This window comes from Pseudobutyrivibrio xylanivorans, from assembly GCF_008935055.1.
GTDB lineage: Bacteria > Bacillota > Clostridia > Lachnospirales > Lachnospiraceae > Pseudobutyrivibrio > Pseudobutyrivibrio xylanivorans_A.
In genome coordinates this window covers 2,715,710-2,735,577 of record NZ_CP043028.1, presented here as the reverse complement: position 1 = coordinate 2,735,577, position 19,868 = coordinate 2,715,710, and the positions used below count along the sequence as shown (strand labels likewise).

Sequence of the window (19,868 nt, the reverse complement as noted above, 5' to 3'; positions counted from 1 at the left end):
TATTATTTAAAAATTCGTGTCTTCATGCTGTATCCGTACTGCTTAAACTTGGTGTCTGTAAGTACAGAACCAAGGCCACGGACGCATGACTCCTGAGGATCATCAAAGGCATTAACCTTGATGTTTGTAACCTCAGAGAATAAATCTGTAAGTCTGTTAAGCTGAGATGTGCCACCTGTAAGGTAAATACCAGAATGTACGATATCCTTTGCAAGCTCTGGTGGAACCTTCTCCAAAATAAGCTTTACATTTGTGCAGAAGCTCTCAAGATCAGCCTTGATAGCTGTGTAAATCACGTCGCTCTCGATTTCCATTTCGATAGGAAGTCCGCTTACCACATCACGACCTACAACAGTGAGCTTCTCTCCTCTGCCTTCTGCAGCTGAACCGATTTCTTCCTTCAACTGCTTTGCAGTCTTCTGACCAATAACGAGATTGTAGTTTCTCTTAAGGTGAGTAACGATAGACTCATCAATCTGATTGCCTCCAAATGGAAGAAGCTCAGAAAGTACAAGACCGCCGAGAGAAATAACAGAGATTTCTGTAGTATCTGCACCTAAATCAACAACCATAACACCAGTAGGCTCAGAAACATCAAGTCCTAAACCAATGGCACTTGCGATTGGCTTCTCGCAAACACGGATAGAATGTGGCTTATTCTTTGTTTTGGTAAACAAATCAGAGAATGCTTTTTTTTCAACTTCTGTAATATCAGTTGGAACAGCAACTACAATATCAGAACCCTTAATCTTACCCTTAAGGTCTCTCTCGAGAACCTCAAAAAGCATGGTCTGCATATTATCAAAATCTGCAATAACACCAGAAACGATTGGGAATGAAACCTGAATAGTATCTGGAGCCTTCTCATACATTGAATAAGCAGCGTCACCGTATGAATACATTTGATTTTTATTAACAATGGCGATTGTATTTTTGATGTTGGTAATTGAGCTGTCTGCACCACTGAAAATTTTTAAATTTTGTGTTCCTATATCAATTCCAAAAGAGTTTGGCATAACATTCCTCCAATATAATAATTATAAACTTCAATAAATTTAAGTTTAGCACAGTTCACTAGGGTTCACAAGGCAAGCGTCTACAAGTTTCTGAGTCGCCTTAAGAATACCAATCTTGGCATGATTCCAAGTAAGACCACCCTGGAAAAATGCTGTGTAAGGTGCTCTAAGGGGACCATCTGCAGAAAGTTCAATTGATGAACCCTGAACAAAAGCGCCAGCTGCCATAATAACCTGTGAATCATAACCAGGCATATCCCATGGCTCTGGTGTAACATAAGAATCTACTGGAGCAGCTGCCTGAATTCCCTCACAGAAAGCAATAAGCCCCTCTGGCTTGAGGAATGAAACTGCCTGAATAATATCATATCTAGGCTCAGTTGAATTTGGGATGCAAAGGAAACCAAGCTTCTCGAAAATATTTGCGGCAAAAATAGCACCCTTAAGAGCTCCAGCCACAACTGTAGGTGCAAGGAAAAATCCCTGATAGAAGGACTGCATAATGCCAAGAGAAGCCCCAACCTCTTTTCCAAGTCCAGGTGATGTAAGTCTGTGAGCAGCATTTTCAACACAAGCCTTAGTACCAACAATATAGCCTCCAATTGGAGCAAGACCACCACCTGGATTTTTAATCAAAGAACCGACGCACATATCAGCGCCAACTTCGGTAGGCTCAATCTTCTCAACGAACTCCCCGTAGCAATTATCAACCATACAGATGATATCTGGTTTGATTCCCTTGATGAATGAAATCAAATCACCAATCTGTTCAACGGATAATGTTGGACGATTTGCATAGCCCTTAGAACGCTGAATTGTAACAAGCTTTGTGCGCTCATTGATTGCTGCTTTTATTCCATCATAGTCAAAGCCGCCATCAGAAAGTAAATCAACCTGTGCATAAGTAATTCCATATTCCGCTAAAGAACCATTTGAAGGACGAATTCCAATAACCTCTTCAAGGGTATCATATGGCTTTCCAACAGGTGATAAAAGCTCATCTCCTGGTCGGAGGTTACTCATTAAAGCAAGTGCAAGTGCATGAGTTCCGCAAGTAATCTGAGGACGAACAAGGGCATCCTCAGCCTTGAACACGGAAGCATACACCTTTTCAAGGGTATCTCTTCCCACATCATCATAGCCATAACCTGTTGATGTGTTGAAGCATTCTGCAGCAACCTTATTATCCTGCATTGCCTTTAAAACCTTAAGCTGATTGTACTCAGCAACCTCATCGATCTCCTTAAATCTATCATCAAGGCCAGAGACGATTTTTGAACCGAAACTGTATACCTCATTTGAAATTCCAAATTCCTTATAAATATTAAACACTCTAAATAATTCCTTTCTCTTTAAGGGCTTCCATAATCTCATTTAAAATCTGCTCTTCTGATGTAAGAACAGTTTTATCAAGCCATATTACTTCTTTTTCACGTCTAAACCAGGTTAACTGACGCTTAGCATAGTTTCTTGAATTCTTTTTAATTAGTTCAAGTGCATCCTCCAAAGAGCTTTCTCCATTCAAATAACCCAAAAGCTCCTTGTAGCCAATACCGTCCATTGAAGTCATGCCAGGCTTGCAGCCTTCAGAAAGCAACGCTTTAACCTCTTCTACCAATCCAGCCTCGGCCATCTTGTCAACTCTGGCATCTATGCGATTATACAACAACTGCCTGTCATCATTTAACACAAAATATGCGAAATTATAAGGGCTAATTCTATCTCTTTCACGCTTGTTATGAACCGAAAATTGTTCTCCAGTTTGATGATAATACTCAAGAGCCCTGATTACACGTTTACGATTAGCTGCTGGAATGCTCTCAGCTGACTCCGGGTCAACATCTTTAAGTCTTTGATGAAGAGCTTCATTTCCATTTTCATCAGCATATTTCTCAAGTCCATTACGATATGCCTTATCAATCTCCTGTTCTGTAAATTGAATGTCATACAAAATAGCCTGAATATAAAATCCGGTGCCACCACATATGATAGGTATTTTTCCTTTGGCATAGATTTCTTCCATGGCAGCTATAACCATTTCCTTAAAGCGAACCACGTGAAAATCCTCCTTAGGATCAATCACATCAATAAGATAATGCTTAACACCATCCATCTCTTCTTCTGTAACCTTTGCTGTTCCTATATTCATTCGCTTGTAAACCTGCATGCAGTCTGCAGAAATAATCTCGCCATTTATAGCTTTGGCGAGATTTATGGAGAGCGATGTTTTGCCAACTGCAGTTGGTCCTGTAAGAACGACTAATTTTTTCATTTAATAACCTTTAAATTATTCTTTTGAATTTTTTACCAAGCTCATACTCAGAAAATGAAATCATTGTTGGACGACCGTGCGGACAATGATATGGATTTTCAAGCTTGAGCAAATCGTCAATTAAAGTCTTAATTTCTGGTAAAGATAATCTGTTGTTTCCTTTGACTGCAGCCTTGCAAGACATAGATGCCACACGTTCAACTATCATATCAAAGGAGTCACTGGCTTTGTATGACTGGCAATCTGCAAGAACCTCAAGGAAAAATGTCTTTGGATTGAGGTTTAAAAGATTGCCTGGCACACCATTAATAGCAAGCTCATTTCCGCCAAAGGATTCAACTCTATAGCCAAGCTTTTCAAAAGCCTCCCTATAGTTTTCAAAAAGCAAAACATCCTGTGCAGAAAGCGAAATAATGATTGGCGGACTCACCATCTGGCTTGTCATCTCGTTATTCTTCAAACGAGCCATGGTCTTTTCAAATAAAACCTTTTCATGTGCAGCATGCTGATCTATGATATACATATTTTTGTCGTATTCAACAATCCAATAAGTATCAAAGACCTGGCCGATTATCTTGTGCTCTTTTATAGCCTCCTTATCAAGGAAGCTAATCTGCTCATATTTCTGTCCGCCCCTGTTCTTCTCCTCGAACTTTTTCTCATATGGAGTGTCTGCATGAATCTGAGCTGTAATTGACTGTTTAATCCTCTCCAACCTGTCTCTCTCGAAAGGCTCGGGCATCTTAGGCTTTGGTGGCGGAATAACCTCTGGTTCTTTTTGATTTGTGCCAGCCTCCGTAGTAGAAATAACAGGCATTGGCTGTGAAACTGATGCAGCCTTTGGTTCCTCCTGCAAAATCATTGGCTGAACCTTGACTGTCGGCTCCTCAACATGAGCCTCTAAAACATCCTCTCTCTTCCTAAGACGACTATTAATAATCTTGGTAAGAAGCTCACATAGCTGAACTTCATTTTCAAAACGAACCTCCTGCTTTGTAGGATGGACATTTACATCTACAGCAGCATCATCGAAATTGATATTAATTACAAAAAATGGATACTGATGGCCCATTAAAAAGCCGTAATAGCCTTCCTCACAAGCCTTTGAGAGAGAACCACTTTTGATATATCTGTTATTTACAAAGAAATGTTCAAATGCTCTGTTTCCTCTTGCAATAACTGATTGACCAATAAATCCATTAATCCTTACGGTTTCATCCTGATAATCCAAATCAAGCACATTGCTCGCAATCTGGCGTCCATAAATCTGGTAAATAGTATCTGAAAGGACACCATTTCCAGAGGTCATCAGCTTTTCCTTGCCGTTTAAAATGAATTTAAAAGAAATCTCTGGATGAGAAAGAGCCAAATGCTCTACAACATCAAAGACATAACTTCCTTCGGTGCTCTCTGATTTTAAAAACTTCTTGCGTGCTGGAGTATTGTAAAACAGCTGTCTAATGATAAAAGTAGTTCCATCAGGAGCTCCAATATCCATTAGACTGATTTCCTTGGCACCTTCGATAATATAACTGGCGCCAAGTAGCGAATCCTTTGTTTTAGTAATAAGCTCGACCTTGGATACCGCAGAAATACTTGAGAGCGCCTCACCTCTAAAGCCGAGGGAGCGAACATTATTCAAATCTTCAGCATTTTGAATTTTAGAGGTTGAGTGTCGTAGGAATGCAATCTGAATCTGGTCCTTTTCGATTCCTGAGCCATTATCAGTTATTCGAAGATACTCAATACCGCCGCCCTTTATTTCTACAGATATAGCAGTTGCACCTGCATCAATACTGTTTTCAATAAGCTCTTTAGCAACCGAAGCTGGACGCTCAACCACCTCGCCCGCTGCGATTTTATCGATTGTTTCCTGACTAAGTAAATTGATTTTTCCCATTAGTTGTTTACCTTGTTGTGATACTCAAATAGTATGTTCATAGCCTCAAGAGGAGTTATTTTTGTAACATCAAGCTCCTTAAGACCGGCAATAATCTCTACTTCTTCTTCAGAGAAGGTCACACCTTTAATTTCCTTAAGCTTTTCTTCTATATGTTCGCGAATTGCTATTTTGTCTGAAACAGCTGCAATATCATTTTCATTTAATGAATTTACAATTGTTCGAGCTCTTGTAAGAACCTCCTCTGGAAGTCCTGCGAGCCTTGCAACCTGAATACCGTAGCTTTGGTCTGCACCGCCTGGAATTATTTTTCTGAGGAAAATTATATCCTCACCAAGCTCCTGCACTGCAATACAGTAATTATGTACACCCTGAATCTTGCCCTCAAGCTCTGTAAGCTCATGGTAATGGGTGGCAAAAAGAGATTTCGCCCCAATATGATAAGCAATGTGCTCAACCACAGACCAGGCAATGGAAAGTCCATCGTAGGTGGAAGTACCACGTCCAATCTCATCCAAAATCAAAAGAGATTTATTTGTAGCGTTGTGGAGAATATTTGCCACTTCGTTCATCTCCACCATAAAAGTAGACTGTCCAGTAGACAAATCGTCCGACGCACCAACACGGGTAAAAATCCTGTCTACAACACCAATCTGTGCAGACGCAGCTGGAACAAAGCTTCCAATCTGGGCCATCAACACAATCAGAGCCACCTGTCTCATGTAGGTAGATTTACCTGCCATGTTAGGTCCAGTGATAATAGCAATTGTATTTGAATCCAGGTCAAGTTCACAGTCGTTAGATATAAACTGATCGGCGTTAATCATCTGTTCAACAACAGGATGACGTCCATCCTTAATATCAATTACTCCTCGATTATTAATTACCGGACGAACGTAATGATTTTTCTCAGCAACAACACCAAGTGAAATCAAAGCATCAAGTAACGCAATAGATTTAGCTGTAATTTGAATCCTGTCAACGTTTGAAGCGATGGTATCCCTAACTGTCTTGAAGAATTCATATTCGATTGTGTTAAGTCTGTCCTCAGCACCAAGGATACTGTCCTCAAGCTCCTTCAATTCTGGAGTATAGTAACGCTCGGCATTTGTAAGCGTCTGCTTTCTGACATAATAATCCGGAACCAAATCCTTATATGAATTTGTAACCTCAAGATAAAATCCAAAAACCTTGTTGAACTTAATCTTAAGATTTTTGATGCCAGTTTTATCTCGTTCTTTTGCCTCCAAATCAGCAAGCCACTGCTTACCATCGATTTTGGCAGAACGAAGTCTGTCTACTTCTTCATTAAAGCCTGCTTTGATAATATCGCCATCACGAGAAGAAATAGGAGGCTCATCATCAATCGCAGAATCAATGAGCTCGAACAAATCCTTCATATCATCGATATTGCTATTAATTTCTTTAATTAGACGGGTATTAAAGCCATTCAACAGAGTCTTAATTGGACTTAACATTCCAATGGACTGCTTAAAGGCAATTAAATCCCTAGGGTTTGCTGACTGATATGTGATTTTAGTAATCAGGCGCTCTAAATCATAAACAGAGGTCAGATACTCTCTAAGCTCTTCCCTGTCAATCAAAGAGGCATTAATCTCCTCAATTGCATCCTGACGTTTTATAATTTCATCTACAGAAATAAGTGGTTGCTCGATAAAAGATTTAAGCTGACGAGCCCCCATAGCTGTCTTTGTTTTATCCAAAACCCAAAGAAGAGAGCCACGCTTCTGTTTATCACGCATTGTTTCTGTAAGCTCTAAGTTTCTTCTGGTTGAATTATCAAGAAGCATGAACTTACCATTAGTGTAAGGTGTAATATGTGTTAAATGAGCAAGCTCAGTCTTTTGTGTCTCCTTAAGATAAATAAGAAGTGCTCCCGCTGAAACTCTGCCATGCGAAAAATCCATAAGGCCTAATCCCTCAAGGGAATGAGCATGGAAATGAGTCAAAATCTCTCTAGCTGTAAGTGTGTCATCGAAATATGATTCATCAAGCTGAGTAAGGGTACTCTCTAACTTTTCAGAAACATCAGTAATATCAATTCCTGACTCGTAAATTGATTTAGAGTAAAGAATCTCAGCTGGATTGAAACGGAAAATTTCATCTAGAAGCTTACGATTGCTATCGACCTCAGTCAGATAAAAATCTGCCGTTGAAATATCGCAGGCACTAATTCCAAAAATACCTCTGCTGTAATAGAGAGACATAATGTAGTTATTGCTGCCCTCATCAAGTGCAAGCTGATCGATATTAGTACCAGGGGTAACTACTCTTATAACCTCACGCTTCACAAGGCCCTTTGCCTCTTTAGGGTCTTCAACCTGCTCGCAAATTGCAACCTTATAGCCTCTAGAAACAAGACGATTAATATAAGTATCTGCGGCATGGAAAGGAACACCGCACATAGGAGCCCTCTCTTCAGCGCCACAGGATTTGCCTGTTAATGTAAGCTCAAGCTCCTTGGATGCAATCTTTGCATCTTCAAAGAACATTTCGTAAAAATCGCCTAATCTATAAAAAAGAATACAATCTTCGTATTCTGACTTTGTTTTAAGATACTCCTGCATCATTGGAGTGTATTCTGCCACTGAATTATCCTACCTTTAAATATTTTTGTTGAGGTTGTTAATCACAGCCTCTGAGACCTTGAGGCCATCCATTGCCGCTGATGTTATGCCTCCTGCGTAGCCTGCACCCTCACCGCAAGGATACAGTCCCTTGATGTTAGACTGATATGTTTCATCTCTACTGATTCGAACAGGTGATGAAGTCCTGCTTTCAACACCAGAAAGGATTGCATCCTCTCTATCGAATCCCTTTATTTTAGTACCAAATTGCCCCATGGCGTCAATAATTGATTGGTTAATTTCCTGAGAAAATATATCAGAAAGCATACCAAAAGCTGTCAGACCTCTTGTCTGGGTCTCAAAATCACCATAAGAGGTGGTCAGACGATGAGCTTTAAAATCACCATAAAGCTGCTGAGGAATTTTGCCCTTACATAACGCAAAAGCTTTCCCCTCAATTTGTCGTTGGAACTCTATTCCTGAAAGAGGATTACTCTTATCGAACTCTTTGGCTCCAACAGAAACAACAATTGCACTGTTGGCATTTTTACTGTCACGTTTTGAATAACTCATGCCGTTAACAACCAAGCGATTCTCCTCAGAGGAAGAATTAACTACAAATCCGCCTGGACACATACAGAATGAGTAAACGCCTCTGCCATTTTCCAGATTGAAGGCAAGCTTATAAGGGGCTGGTTCAAGCTTATCAAAATTAGGACCATACATAGTCTTTGAAATCATTTCCTGAGGATGCTCGATTCTAAAGCCTACAGCAAAATCCTTGGCCTCCATGTAAAAGCCTGCATCATACAAGGTCTTAAAAGTGTCCCTTGCGCTGTGACCAATAGACAGAACTACATTTGAGCAAGAATATTCCTTGCCGCCTGCCATAACAGCCTTAATTCTTCCATTTTCAGAGACGAACTCAGTTACCTGACAGTTAAAGTAAAACTCGCCGCCTAAATTCTTAATCTCTTCACGCATATTTGCGATAACAACCTTAAGAATATCTGTACCAATGTGTGGTTTGTTATCGTATAGGATATTTGAAGGAGCACCAAACTTTACAAAGGTTTCAAGGACAAATTTATTTCTGCCTTGCTTGTCATTAACAAGAGTATTAAGCTTTCCATCAGAAAATGTACCTGCTCCACCCTCACCAAACTGAACATTTGAAGCTGTATCAAGAACTCCAGTCTCCCAGAATTTAAGGATATCAGCAGTGCGCTCCTCAACCATGCGACCACGTTCGAAAATAATAGGATTCATGTGATTGAGAGCAAAAACATAGGCAGCAAAAAGCCCAGCAGGCCCTGCACCTATAACGACCGGCCTATCACTCGATTTTCCCTCTGAAAGCTTAGGTATCGGATATACCAAAGGTTTATAGGTATTCACATTATTGTCTTTACTAAGCTTTTTTAAAAGCTTGTTCTCCAAGGAATGATCTAGCTCAACCAGCACCGAATATACATAAAATAAATCAGGTTTCTTTCTGGCATCAATGGAGCGCTTAAGAATGGAGTACTTCTTTAAATCGGAATCCTTGATTCTAAGCTTTTTTATAATTGCATCTTTAATTTGATTTTCGCTGGCTGAAATAGAAAGCTTCAGCTGATCAATTTTAATCATTTATACCTCACTAATAATTGCATTTGCAGCCTTATCTGCTGATAAATAGGCCCATGTCAAATTATATCCCCCACAAATACCATCAACATCTAAAACCTCACCAGTGAAATAAAGGCCTTTAACCTTTTTGGCCTCCATGGAATTCAAATCAATCTCAGATAATTCAACGCCACCAGCTGTAACCTGTGAATTGTCAAAGCCTTTAGTTCCAGTAATATTCATTGAGAAATGCTTAAAATTATATACAAGATTCTCAATATCCTCGTCATCAAGTTTTGAAACTGGAGTGTCAGGATAAATTCGCGAATAGCTAACCACAACTTCAGTAACCTTTTCATTGGTCAGTCCATTTAGAGAAGCCAAAATGGTAGCTGCTGAATTACGATTAAATCTGGCCTTAATCTCATCTTTAAGCTCATCTTCAGACATAAATGCTACGAAATCAAGCGAAAGAGATGATAGCTTTTTATCAAGCTCATCAAAACCGATAAAACGGCTGATGCACATAATTGGATATCCTGAAATGCCATCCTTATTAAACTGAATCTCACCCTCACATCTCGCATTCCTGTAGGAAACTGCGCCAAGTGCTCTAACACCACCTAAATCCTTCAGGCAAATATCCTTTGATGTGAGGCCTACAAGGGATGGCGCCAGCTTTGTCACCTTCATTCCAAATTTGTTGGCCATTTTATATCCAAACTTCGATGAACCAAGAGTTGCAGCCGAAAGACCACCAGATGCAATACACACTCTCTTACAGTTAAATGTATCACGATGGCTTGTAACTACAAATCCATCATCAGTCTTTGTAATATCTGTACCCCTGTTATCAAGAAAAACGTCGATATTTAAAGCATTTACCTCGTTTTCAAGTGCATCTCTTATGGTTTTAGCCTGATTTGTAATTGGATAATAATAACCGTCAAGCTCACGTTCAATAACGCCAAGCTCACGTAGAAAACCACGAAGCTCGTCATGCTTGTCCTCAATAAAATCAAGGCTGCTATTACTGTAAAAGTATTCCTTGCCCATACGTCTGTTGGTAAAGTTACAACGACCATTTCCAGTGGAAAGAATTCTTCTGCCAACAATCCGATTAAGGTCTAATAAACAGACCAAAAGACCTGCCCTTGCAAGCTTAATTGCAAGAACAAGTCCAGAAAATCCAGCACCCACAATACAAATGTCATAAGTCTTTTCGTTATTACCCATAAATTACCTCAACAAATGTAAGCTATATGCTATATTACAAAGCTTTGTGCCACCAGGGAACTTCATAAGAGTTTCCTCATCAATTCCCTTAAAAATAAACATTGCCACAAAGTAAACAATAACTCCGGCAATGATTGCACAAACGCAACCCACAAAATTAGCGATTCTCTCAGTACCGCTGATAGAAACCAGACCATAAAGCATATGATAAACAAGGTAAACTATTACCCCCATAAGAGCACTGGCTTCGAGCGGTGCAAGAAATACCTTTTTTAAATCAATTCTGGCTCCGGAAAATCTAAGTACAGCAGACTGATTAAGGAAGCACATAAGAAGTGCATAAAATGCATTTGCTATAATTACAGCATAAATATGTAAATCAAAAGCTCCCATAAGGAAAAATAACAATATAATATGTGCTACTAATGCAACAAGGGCATTTTTAACAGGAATTGTCATCTTATCGATGCCCTGCAAAACACCGTTTGACAGGGTGGACAATGAATAGAATATAATCGAGCAACCGCCAATGATAAGCATAAGACCTGAAGATTTTTCAGCATCATTAAATAAAAGAATCATAATTGGCGATGCAAGAACCATCATCCCCACACAGCAAGGAAAAGCAATAACCATGACAAAGCGATTTGCCATGTTAATCTGTTTTTTAACAAGCTCTTTATCATCTGAGTGAAAAGCCGCTGTAAGACTAGGCACTGTAGAAGCTGCCATTGCAGATGCAATAGCCAAAGGAACATTTATCAAAACCTTATATTGTCCTGTGAAAACACCCCAGAACTCACTTATAGCAGAAGCATCATGCCCCTGCATAAGAGCAAAATTCTTGTAAATTCCCTGATCGATGATTGAGCTGATATTGTAAACCGTTGTGCTTAAAAGCACAGGTACTATTGTCAAAACTAATGCAGAGAAGATTTCTCCGTAACCTTCAAAATGCTTATGCTTATCCCTAATTAACATCTTCTTAAATACCTTTTTAAAGGCGAAAAAGATGAAAAGAATAAAACATAATGCAAAAAGTGCACCTGTAGATGTTCCAAGTGTACCACCAGCCGCTCCATAAGCAGCCGCATAGCCACTAACATTTCCAAGAACACCTCCAACCTTCTTTCCATAACTAAACAAAAGATTGGCCGCTACTACAGAGACTATTGCGTTAACAATCTGCTCTCCAATTTGAGAAATGGCACTTGGAATCATAGTGCCCAAGCCTTGGAAAAAGCCTCTGAAAACACCAAGAATAGCTACAACAAGAAGTGTCGGCGCAAGCACTTTAAGAGCAATTGCAGATAAAGGAGTCTTTAAAAGAGTTCCGGTAAAAAACTCAGCTCCAAAGTACACAATTAGTGCTGCCGCGCCACCTGTGGTAAACGCAAAAAGAAGGGCTCCGTGCAAAACCTTGTTTGCGTCTCTAACGTGCCCTTTTGCCATTCTCGCTGATACCAGCTTTGAAACTGCCAGCGGTATGCTGTAAGAAGATATAAGCAATATTATGTTGTAAATCTCATAAGCTGTACCGTAATAATCATTGCCTGTTTTACCAATAGTAGCCGTAAGTGGGACTCTATATATGAGTCCCACAATACGGCTGATTATTGAAGCAACTGCAAGGATTGTTCCCTGCATAAGAAACTTGGTATCGCTATGTTTGTTTCTTCTAGTCATAAATTAATTATTTTGCCTTACTAAAATCTGATTTGTTAGCATAGAACTGATTGTCACCAGTGTAGTTGCCTTCACCTGCGCCCTGGCAAGCCTGAATCCATGTAGTACCAACATTAAGCTGGATTTCCTCGCTTGTGTTAGCATCATAGTAATGAGTAACTGATGAATCACCATCCTTAGACCAAACGATATCAATCATCTTACCGTTTGTGATGTACTTTCCAGTTCCAGTATTGTTTGAAAGATAATATCCTAAGTACTGAGAACCAGCATAAGTGAACCAGTCAACATTCTGAAGAATAATGTTCTTTGCAGTAAGCTGTTTTCCGCTGATAGCATCAACCTGCTTCTGATTAAACTCATATCTGTAATATAAGCCATCATCCTCGTTATAAATCCAATATGGCTTGTTAGTGTAATAGTAAAGCTGAAGAGCCTGACAATCAGTACCATTCTCAAGGCTGTTGCCGTTTGCTGCAAACTTGAAGTGTGGCTCATAGTTTGATGGAAGTGACATATCATATCCCATCTTCTCAAGTCCAATATCGATACCCTGTGAATTTGTATAAAGTGTATGCTCAGATGTACCAGTTCTGTATGTAGCAGCGCTACCCTTCTTACCCTCAAGCTTTAATGCGTTAAGGTTCTCAACAAGTCCACCATCAATAAGCTCGAAAGCAGCTGGGTTACCACCTGCATGCATATAAATAGCGTCGTATTCGCTAGCATACATAACATAATATGGACGAGAGCTTCGAACATTACCAATTTGGTCAAGTCCTGTATAATCATCAAAAATAGCCATCATACGTGTGATGCCACCTTCAACAACACATTCATAAATGACGCCGGCATTTCCAATACCATACTGTGGTAAAGCTGCCTTTGTGTTCTCAATCATAACTGCAACTGGGCGCTGTCTGCCATATTTAGCATCAACCCATTCGCCAGTAAGATAGCTTCGTACTCTTCCATCCTCAGAAACCTGATCGAAGAAAGCTAAAGACTCGTCAACAACCTCAACTGCTTCCTGGTCTTCCTCAGTAGCTGTATCCTCCTCAACTGGAAGTTCCTCTGCTACCTCATCCTTTTTGCCGCAAGCTCCTAAAGATAGTGCCATAGAAAGAACTAGCATTAAAGATACTACGCGTTTTTTCATAGATTACATTTCTCCTTTTCGTTAGTCTCGAGTAATATTAAGAATATCTAATATTTCTCTTTGTTTTTGTTCCATGACAGTAGCTTCTGCCTCCGTCATATGATCAAACCCAAATAAATGTAACATACTATGGGCTATAAGGAAAGCATACTCCCGGAGCACAGAATGTCCAAAATCCTCTGCCTGTGAAAGGATTCTAGGAACACAAAGAACAATGTCTCCAAGAATTACTTCTCCTGTCTCTGGATTAAAAAAATCATCATTTGCTTCGATATGATCGAACTTACCAGCCTCTTCATAATCTATCATTGGAAATGATAAAACATCTGTAGGCGAATCGATTTCTCGAAACTCTTTATTAATACTCTGTATTCCATCATTATCAGTGATTGTAATGCTAATCTCTGCTTCAAATGGAAACTGAAGATGGTCTATTGCTGTATTTACTACATCATTTGCAATTTTCTCATAGTCGAAATCAAACTTATAATCGATTTCGTTTTCAATATAAATTGTCATGCCAAAATGTCCTCATTCGCTAAGATTTCTCTGATTGTCAAAAACTGATTCATAGTCAAACCAGAATTATCGTAAAGCCCCTTCTGGGATAATTCATTGATAGTCTGGTAAATAACCATATTTTGGTTCCATGAGCTACTCATGGCATCAGCATCAAAAAGCTCAACCTTCGTAACAACGGAATCTACCATATGAACAATGGCTGACTCCTTTGTGCTCGGTAAATATATAATACCACCGTACTCTGCCAAAATCTGGGTAACATCAGCTGGAAAACAATTGTCACAGGCAAGCTTTAATGCATTATCAATCATTGGCTCCCCTTCGATTTTTCCCAACCTGTAATAAAATCCTCCACAGGCAGCAAGAGGTGCATTTGCTTTTATAGCCTCGGCACACTTACGAGAGAAAACTGATACCCTGCTGGCATGCTGATACTCAATAAAGGAAAACTTTCTGATATCCTGAACCAGACCATATTCCGGAGCTAAAAAATCATCATAAATATTGGACTGAGCCTCCTCCACATATTTCCTGAATAGAGGAACTGCAAGCACTGCAATTAAACTTGCTATCAAGCCTTCAACAAGTCCAAAAACAAATACGGCCATGGAAAGCTCAAGGTAATTAAAATAATAGAAAACAATCGAAATCAGCGTTGTTACTGAAAAAACCAGTATGAGAGAATGCAATCTCTCGATTCCTTCCTTCGCTCTCATAAAATGTGAAAGAACATCACCAAAGGCAATCATCAGGACATAGCACAACAGGATGAAAATACCGTAATCAAGGCATATAGCTGTGATAGTAAGCAAATACAGACTAAATGCATTAGAAAGACTATCATCAAAAACTGTGCTCAATATGATAGGAAGGACAATAAATGGTGCAAAAAAATCCGGTGCAACCATCGCACATAAAAATGTGACAACCCACGCTATCAAAACGATAAAAGTAATCTTCCCGTAGGTGATGTAATTGAACTCTGGCAAGGCTGATTCAAGTCTTTTTCGAATCAGCAACAACAAAAATAAACAAAAGAAACAAACATTGATTGCTGCTAAGCAGATAAACTTATCAATCAAAATAGAATTCAGCAAACAAAGTACCGTGTTTGCAATAATAAAAATCAACGCCATTCCAATTGCATAGCCAACTCGAATTGTCGAAAATCTATTAGTGTATTTCATGAGTTATTTTGACCTTTTAGTTTTATTTTCAAGCTTTTTCTCATGTGATTCATAGGCATTGACAATCTTTTGAACAAGTGGATGTCTAACAACATCTTTTGAATCAAGCGTACAAATCTTTATATCATCGATATTCTTAAGGACCTTCATAGCATCATCAAGTCCAGATTTCTGACCGTTTGGTAAATCCTTTTGCGTCTGATCGCCAGTGATAACTGCCTTTGAACCAAAACCAATTCTGGTCAAAAACATCTTCATCTGAGCTGGTGTAGTATTTTGAGCCTCATCCAAAATTATGAAAGAATTATCAAGTGTACGACCACGCATGTAAGCAAGTGGCGCAACCTCAATAAGTCCTTTTTCCATATTGCGCTGGAATGCTTCCGCTCCCATTATCTGATAAAGCGCATCGTATAATGGTCGTAAATATGGGTCTACCTTACTCTGTAAATCTCCAGGAAGGAATCCCAACTTCTCTCCTGCTTCAATGGCAGGACGAGTAAGTATTATCCTTGATACCTCTTCATTTTTGAATGCTGTAATAGCCTTTGCCATGGCAAGATAAGTCTTACCTGTTCCAGCTGGCCCAACACCAAACACAATCATGTTATCTGTGATGGCATCAACGTATTTTTTCTGTCCAAGAGTCTTTGGTGCTACAGGCTTGCCTGTGGTTGTGTGACAGATAATCTCCCCACGAGCCTCTGATACATCATGACTCTCGATTTTTTCCTTTTCAATAGACATAACGTAGTTTACATCCTGTGTAGTAATAATATTTCCTTTTTCTGAGAGGGCCAAAAGCTCATCAACAATGATTTTGGCATGCTCCGTGTGATTCTTTTCACCAACGACTTTAATCTCGTCATCGCGAAGAATAAAGGAAATTCCCATCCCCTTTTCGATAGTTTTAATATTCATATCGAACTGACCAAATATATTGTCGATATGCTCAGCCGGGATATGGATATTCAAAGAAAAGTCACTCATAATTACTCAACAATATCAATTATCAAATCCATGTGATTGCACTTTTCAGGAGAAATTGTTGTGGCATTTCTAATCATCTCCTCGGCGTGTGCAATTTTAGCCTCGTCATTTGCGTGAATATAGCAAATAGGCTCACCTGCCTTGATTTCATCTCCTACTTTTTTATTTAAAACAATACCAACAGCCATATCGATTACATCATCAAAAGTCTCACGACCTCCACCGAGAGACATTGAAGCAAGACCGATGGCCTCTGCCTTAATTGCATGTACATAACCGTCTGTCAAAGCATTTACAGGGATAATGTGCTTTGCAGGAGCAAACTTGTTTAAATCCTTTGCAAACGAAGAATCTCCACCCTGTGCATCAATAAACTCAACAAACTTCTGGAATGCCTTACCACTCGCAACAGCTTCCTTCATAAGCTCTTTAGCTTTTGCTTTGTCTGTCTCAATTTCAGAGAATACTATCATCTGCGAACCAAGCTCGTAAACAACCTCCATCAAATCCTCTGGTCCATTGCCATTAAGAGCGTTGATAGCCTCGATAACCTCAAGATTATTTCCAACTGCATAGCCCAATGGCTCATCCATATTTGTAAGAACGGCTGCAATCTTCTTATCTGCGCGCTTTCCGATATCAACCATTGATTTTGCGAGCTCAAGAGCATTCTCCTTGTTCTTCATAAATGCTCCATCGCCAACTGTAACATCAAGCACAATTGCATCTGTACCAGCAGCAAGCTTCTTTGACATAATAGAACCAGTTATAAGAGAAATCTCATCAACAGTAGCTGTAACATCGCGAAGTGCATAAAGCTTCTTATCTGCTGGAGCAAGGTTCTTCGATTGACCAGTAACAGCAATCTTTATAGAGTTGACCTGATTAACAAACTCGTCCTCTGAAAGAGCTGCGTTGAAACCTGGGAAAGCCTCAAGCTTGTCGATAGTTCCGCCAGTATGTCCAAGACCTCTACCACTCATCTTTGCAACTGGAACACCAATTGAAGCAATGATTGGTCCAAGTACAAGTGTAACCTTGTCACCTACACCACCTGTTGAATGCTTGTCAATTTTGACACCATCAATTGATGACAAATCAAGAATATCGCCAGAATCACGCATTGCCATTGTAAGATCATAACGTTCTCTGACGTTCATACCATTAAAGTAAATAGCCATTAAAAGAGCAGAAATCTGATAGTCAGGTATTTCATCGTGAGTATAACCATTGATAATATGGTAAATTTCCTCAGTTGTAAGCTCCTGACCGAGCTTTTTCTTTTCAATCAAATCGTACATTCTCATGTTTAAAAATCCCCTTAGAAAATTATTTATGATAAGGCTCGTTTTTCATAATTCTCATTCCCCTATAAATCTGTTCCAATAAGATTACTCTCATAAGTTGATGCGGAAAAGTCATTTTAGAAAAAGAAATTTGGTAGTCCGAACGAGACAGGACTTTATCAGAAAGTCCAAGCGAACCACCAATAACAAAAACCAGGTCGCTTCTTCCCTGGATACCAAGATCCTCGATGTATTTTGAAAAAGCTACAGAATCCATTTGCTTGCCAAGAATTGCAAGTGCAATGACAAAATCCTTGTCAGTGATATTCTTAAGAATTCTCTCTCCTTCTTTATCTTTAACAATGTCTATTTCATTGTCAGATGCATTTTCTGAAGTCTTTTCATCTGCGACTTCTACAACCTTTAAGCTGCAATACTTTGAAAGTCTTTTAGAATACTCATCAATGGCATCTCTATAGAACTTTTCTTTGATTTTTCCGACACATAGAACCTTTACATTCATACTATATATTGTAGCCCATTTGGAGTTTATACACAATAAGGGCAGCGTAAATTTGTACTCGGAAATCACAGAAAAGACTATCCCTGTGTTTTTGTGACAAGAATTAGATTTGTGATTATCTTACTATTTTTCTATTCTAAAAGGAAGCCCTGCTCCGCAAGCCTCTGATTTTGGTTTAAAAGCCGTACTTTTTTGTACGACAATTAATCCTTCGTTTGCTTGTTGATATTTTATCTGCCTTGAAATGGGTGTCAAGGACTTCAGCCTTCGGTGCGTAGCATCCTTGACTCCCATTTCTGGGCAGATACACTGTAAATCAAGCAAATGAAAGATTAGATCCGTGCGTAGCACTTTATTAAAGGCAACACCGTCAGGTGTTGTTCCCTTTTTACAGCTTTCCATTCAACATAAACAATAACTGTTTACTATTTTGAACACTCATACTTGAATGAATTGCCTCTGAATATTTACCGTATTCTCGCAATAGCTGACTTCTCTTGTTTTTTTCTGATGCCAGGACATCATTAGCAGTCAATATAACTTTTTCTGCCCCCGCTGCCATCGGCAGTTCTTCTTTTTGGAATTTTGCAAGTTCTAACATGTCTTCATCGTTATAATAATACTCACGCAGATGAGCCATCTGATTTGCTCCATGTTTACTCCAGCCCATCGCTTGCGTACTCATTCTACTGGATAACACATGATATACATGCCCTTCTGCCGAACAGGCCAACACTCCTTCATGCTTTCTTAATCGATATTTAGCTGCATTCCAATTTGAACTTATGTAATCAGCTGAAGCCGATATTTTTGCAAGTATATTTTCTGAAGAAGTGTATTCTTTTAATCTATCAACCAGTTTTAGAAAATCAGCATTTGTTTTGCTTTTTATCGTTTTATATATTTCAATCCTTACATCATCTTTAGAATCCTTCATGTGTGAAATTATTCTAGAAACATGCTCTGATATATGAAATTCATCTAATACAAATGTTACATTGGCTAAACCTCTATATCCAGTTTTTATCCATGCTCCTCCGTCAGCATTTATATATATTTTCTTTATTTTTTCTACATCATATGTTGCCTCTACATAATCAAAAACTTCCTTCCATAGCTCCTTATTGTCCTGTTCATCTCCACGACAAAAATAGTGTGTTCCAACAAGTCTATTTCGTTTACTTCTAGGTGCTTCAGGCTCTATTCCTTCAAATACGTAGATAATCTTATTAATAGCACCATTTAGCTTTCTACCGTAATCGTTGTATTCTAAATCACCACGTTGTTCTTTAAACTGAAGATGATAGTGATCCTCGTCTGCGTCTATGTATAAATAATCCACTTCCTTTTTTATTTCAGGAATCTGGAAATTCTTTGGGAATTTTGTCTTATGAAGCAAATTTTTTACAGTTGTTTTAGTAACTCCTTCAGGAATAGATGCAACCTCTCCAGCCTTCCGATATGAAGTCTGAACAGCTTCACTATAAATGTTCGCCATAACGTCTTCTGTCATCTGCTGATTATCGCCTAGACCAATCAACTTATCTAACAGGTAGCATAATTCTTCCTTCTCATCTGAATTTGAGTTCTTTGAAACGTAAAGTGCTCTTGTAAAAGTAACTCTTCCAAGTGTTGTAAGAATCTGTCTGGCATCTGCCTTATGCTCTACATTCCATAAGCGTTTTCTCTTAGGTAATTCCTTTAAAAGTGTATCCATTTCCTGCAGCACAGACTGAATGAACAATCGTCCCAACTCATCTGTTTCCTTCTTAGTTGCAATGACCAGTTCAGCTAACGATTGTGGATTCTTATAAAAATCAATCTTAGCATCATATAAATTTGTGATGAAAACATCTGCGAAATACTTTATAATTTCTTCCATAAAAGAACAT

Annotated in this window: 16 protein-coding genes; all 16 read right to left on the bottom strand. The window is 39.0% G+C overall.

Annotation, left to right across the window (positions count from 1 at the left end; genetic code table 11):
• Positions 1-2: 2 nt before the first annotated feature.
• Complete coding sequence (locus FXF36_RS12340) at positions 3-1,016, bottom strand: rod shape-determining protein (protein WP_151624519.1); 1,014 nt, start codon at positions 1,014-1,016, stop codon at positions 3-5.
• Positions 1,017-1,061: 45 nt separating this feature from the next.
• Entirely contained in the window at positions 1,062-2,390 is a 1,329-nt protein-coding gene (locus FXF36_RS12335) for a methionine gamma-lyase family protein (RefSeq protein ID WP_151624517.1), read from the bottom strand.
• On the bottom strand, positions 2,350-3,288 hold the full coding sequence (gene miaA / locus FXF36_RS12330; protein ID WP_151624515.1) for a tRNA (adenosine(37)-N6)-dimethylallyltransferase MiaA: 939 nt from the start codon (positions 3,286-3,288) through the stop codon (positions 2,350-2,352). The genes FXF36_RS12335 and miaA overlap by 41 nt, the downstream gene beginning before the upstream one ends.
• A 10-nt stretch (positions 3,289-3,298) precedes the next feature.
• Positions 3,299-5,188 (bottom strand): DNA mismatch repair endonuclease MutL, encoded by a 1,890-nt coding sequence (gene mutL, locus FXF36_RS12325; RefSeq protein WP_151624513.1) that lies wholly within the window; start codon positions 5,186-5,188, stop codon positions 3,299-3,301.
• Positions 5,188-7,797: a DNA mismatch repair protein MutS gene (mutS, locus tag FXF36_RS12320; protein ID WP_330583189.1), complete on the bottom strand. Its 2,610-nt coding sequence runs from the start codon at positions 7,795-7,797 to the stop codon at positions 5,188-5,190. The genes mutL and mutS overlap by 1 nt, the downstream gene beginning before the upstream one ends.
• Positions 7,798-7,812: 15 nt before the next feature.
• Positions 7,813-9,408: an NAD(P)/FAD-dependent oxidoreductase gene (locus tag FXF36_RS12315; protein ID WP_151624511.1), complete on the bottom strand. Its 1,596-nt coding sequence runs from the start codon at positions 9,406-9,408 to the stop codon at positions 7,813-7,815.
• Complete coding sequence (locus tag FXF36_RS12310; RefSeq protein ID WP_151624509.1) at positions 9,409-10,623, bottom strand: aminoacetone oxidase family FAD-binding enzyme; 1,215 nt, start codon at positions 10,621-10,623, stop codon at positions 9,409-9,411.
• A gap of 3 nt (positions 10,624-10,626) precedes the next feature.
• Positions 10,627-12,309 (bottom strand): putative polysaccharide biosynthesis protein, encoded by a 1,683-nt coding sequence (locus FXF36_RS12305; protein ID WP_151624507.1) that lies wholly within the window; start codon positions 12,307-12,309, stop codon positions 10,627-10,629.
• A gap of 7 nt (positions 12,310-12,316) precedes the next feature.
• The gene (locus FXF36_RS12300) at positions 12,317-13,468 is read right to left on the bottom strand and encodes a DUF3048 domain-containing protein (protein ID WP_151624505.1); all 1,152 of its coding nucleotides are present in this window, start codon (positions 13,466-13,468) and stop codon (positions 12,317-12,319) included.
• A 21-nt stretch (positions 13,469-13,489) separates the two neighbouring features.
• Positions 13,490-13,987, bottom strand: a complete 498-nt coding sequence (gene ybeY / locus FXF36_RS12295; RefSeq protein ID WP_151624503.1) for an rRNA maturation RNase YbeY — start codon at positions 13,985-13,987, stop codon at positions 13,490-13,492.
• Positions 13,984-15,177 carry a hypothetical protein gene (locus FXF36_RS12290; RefSeq protein ID WP_151624501.1) on the bottom strand — a complete coding sequence of 398 codons (1,194 nt, stop codon included), beginning with the start codon at positions 15,175-15,177 and terminating at the stop codon, positions 13,984-13,986. Before FXF36_RS12290 ends, ybeY begins: the two co-directional genes overlap by 4 nt.
• Positions 15,178-15,180: 3 nt before the next feature.
• Positions 15,181-16,167, bottom strand: coding sequence for a PhoH family protein (locus tag FXF36_RS12285; RefSeq protein WP_151624500.1), 987 nt, complete (start codon positions 16,165-16,167; stop codon positions 15,181-15,183).
• 2 nt (positions 16,168-16,169) lie between these two features.
• Positions 16,170-17,474, bottom strand: coding sequence for a pyrimidine-nucleoside phosphorylase (locus tag FXF36_RS12280; RefSeq protein WP_174819751.1), 1,305 nt, complete (start codon positions 17,472-17,474; stop codon positions 16,170-16,172).
• A 22-nt stretch (positions 17,475-17,496) separates the two neighbouring features.
• Positions 17,497-17,976 (bottom strand): 23S rRNA (pseudouridine(1915)-N(3))-methyltransferase RlmH, encoded by a 480-nt coding sequence (rlmH, locus tag FXF36_RS12275; protein ID WP_151624498.1) that lies wholly within the window; start codon positions 17,974-17,976, stop codon positions 17,497-17,499.
• A gap of 123 nt (positions 17,977-18,099) precedes the next feature.
• Complete coding sequence (locus FXF36_RS12270) at positions 18,100-18,378, bottom strand: hypothetical protein (RefSeq protein WP_151624496.1); 279 nt, start codon at positions 18,376-18,378, stop codon at positions 18,100-18,102.
• Positions 18,365-19,858: an ISLre2 family transposase gene (locus tag FXF36_RS12265; protein WP_151624494.1), complete on the bottom strand. Its 1,494-nt coding sequence runs from the start codon at positions 19,856-19,858 to the stop codon at positions 18,365-18,367. The genes FXF36_RS12270 and FXF36_RS12265 overlap by 14 nt, the downstream gene beginning before the upstream one ends.
• Between the last annotated feature and the right edge of the window lie 10 nt (positions 19,859-19,868).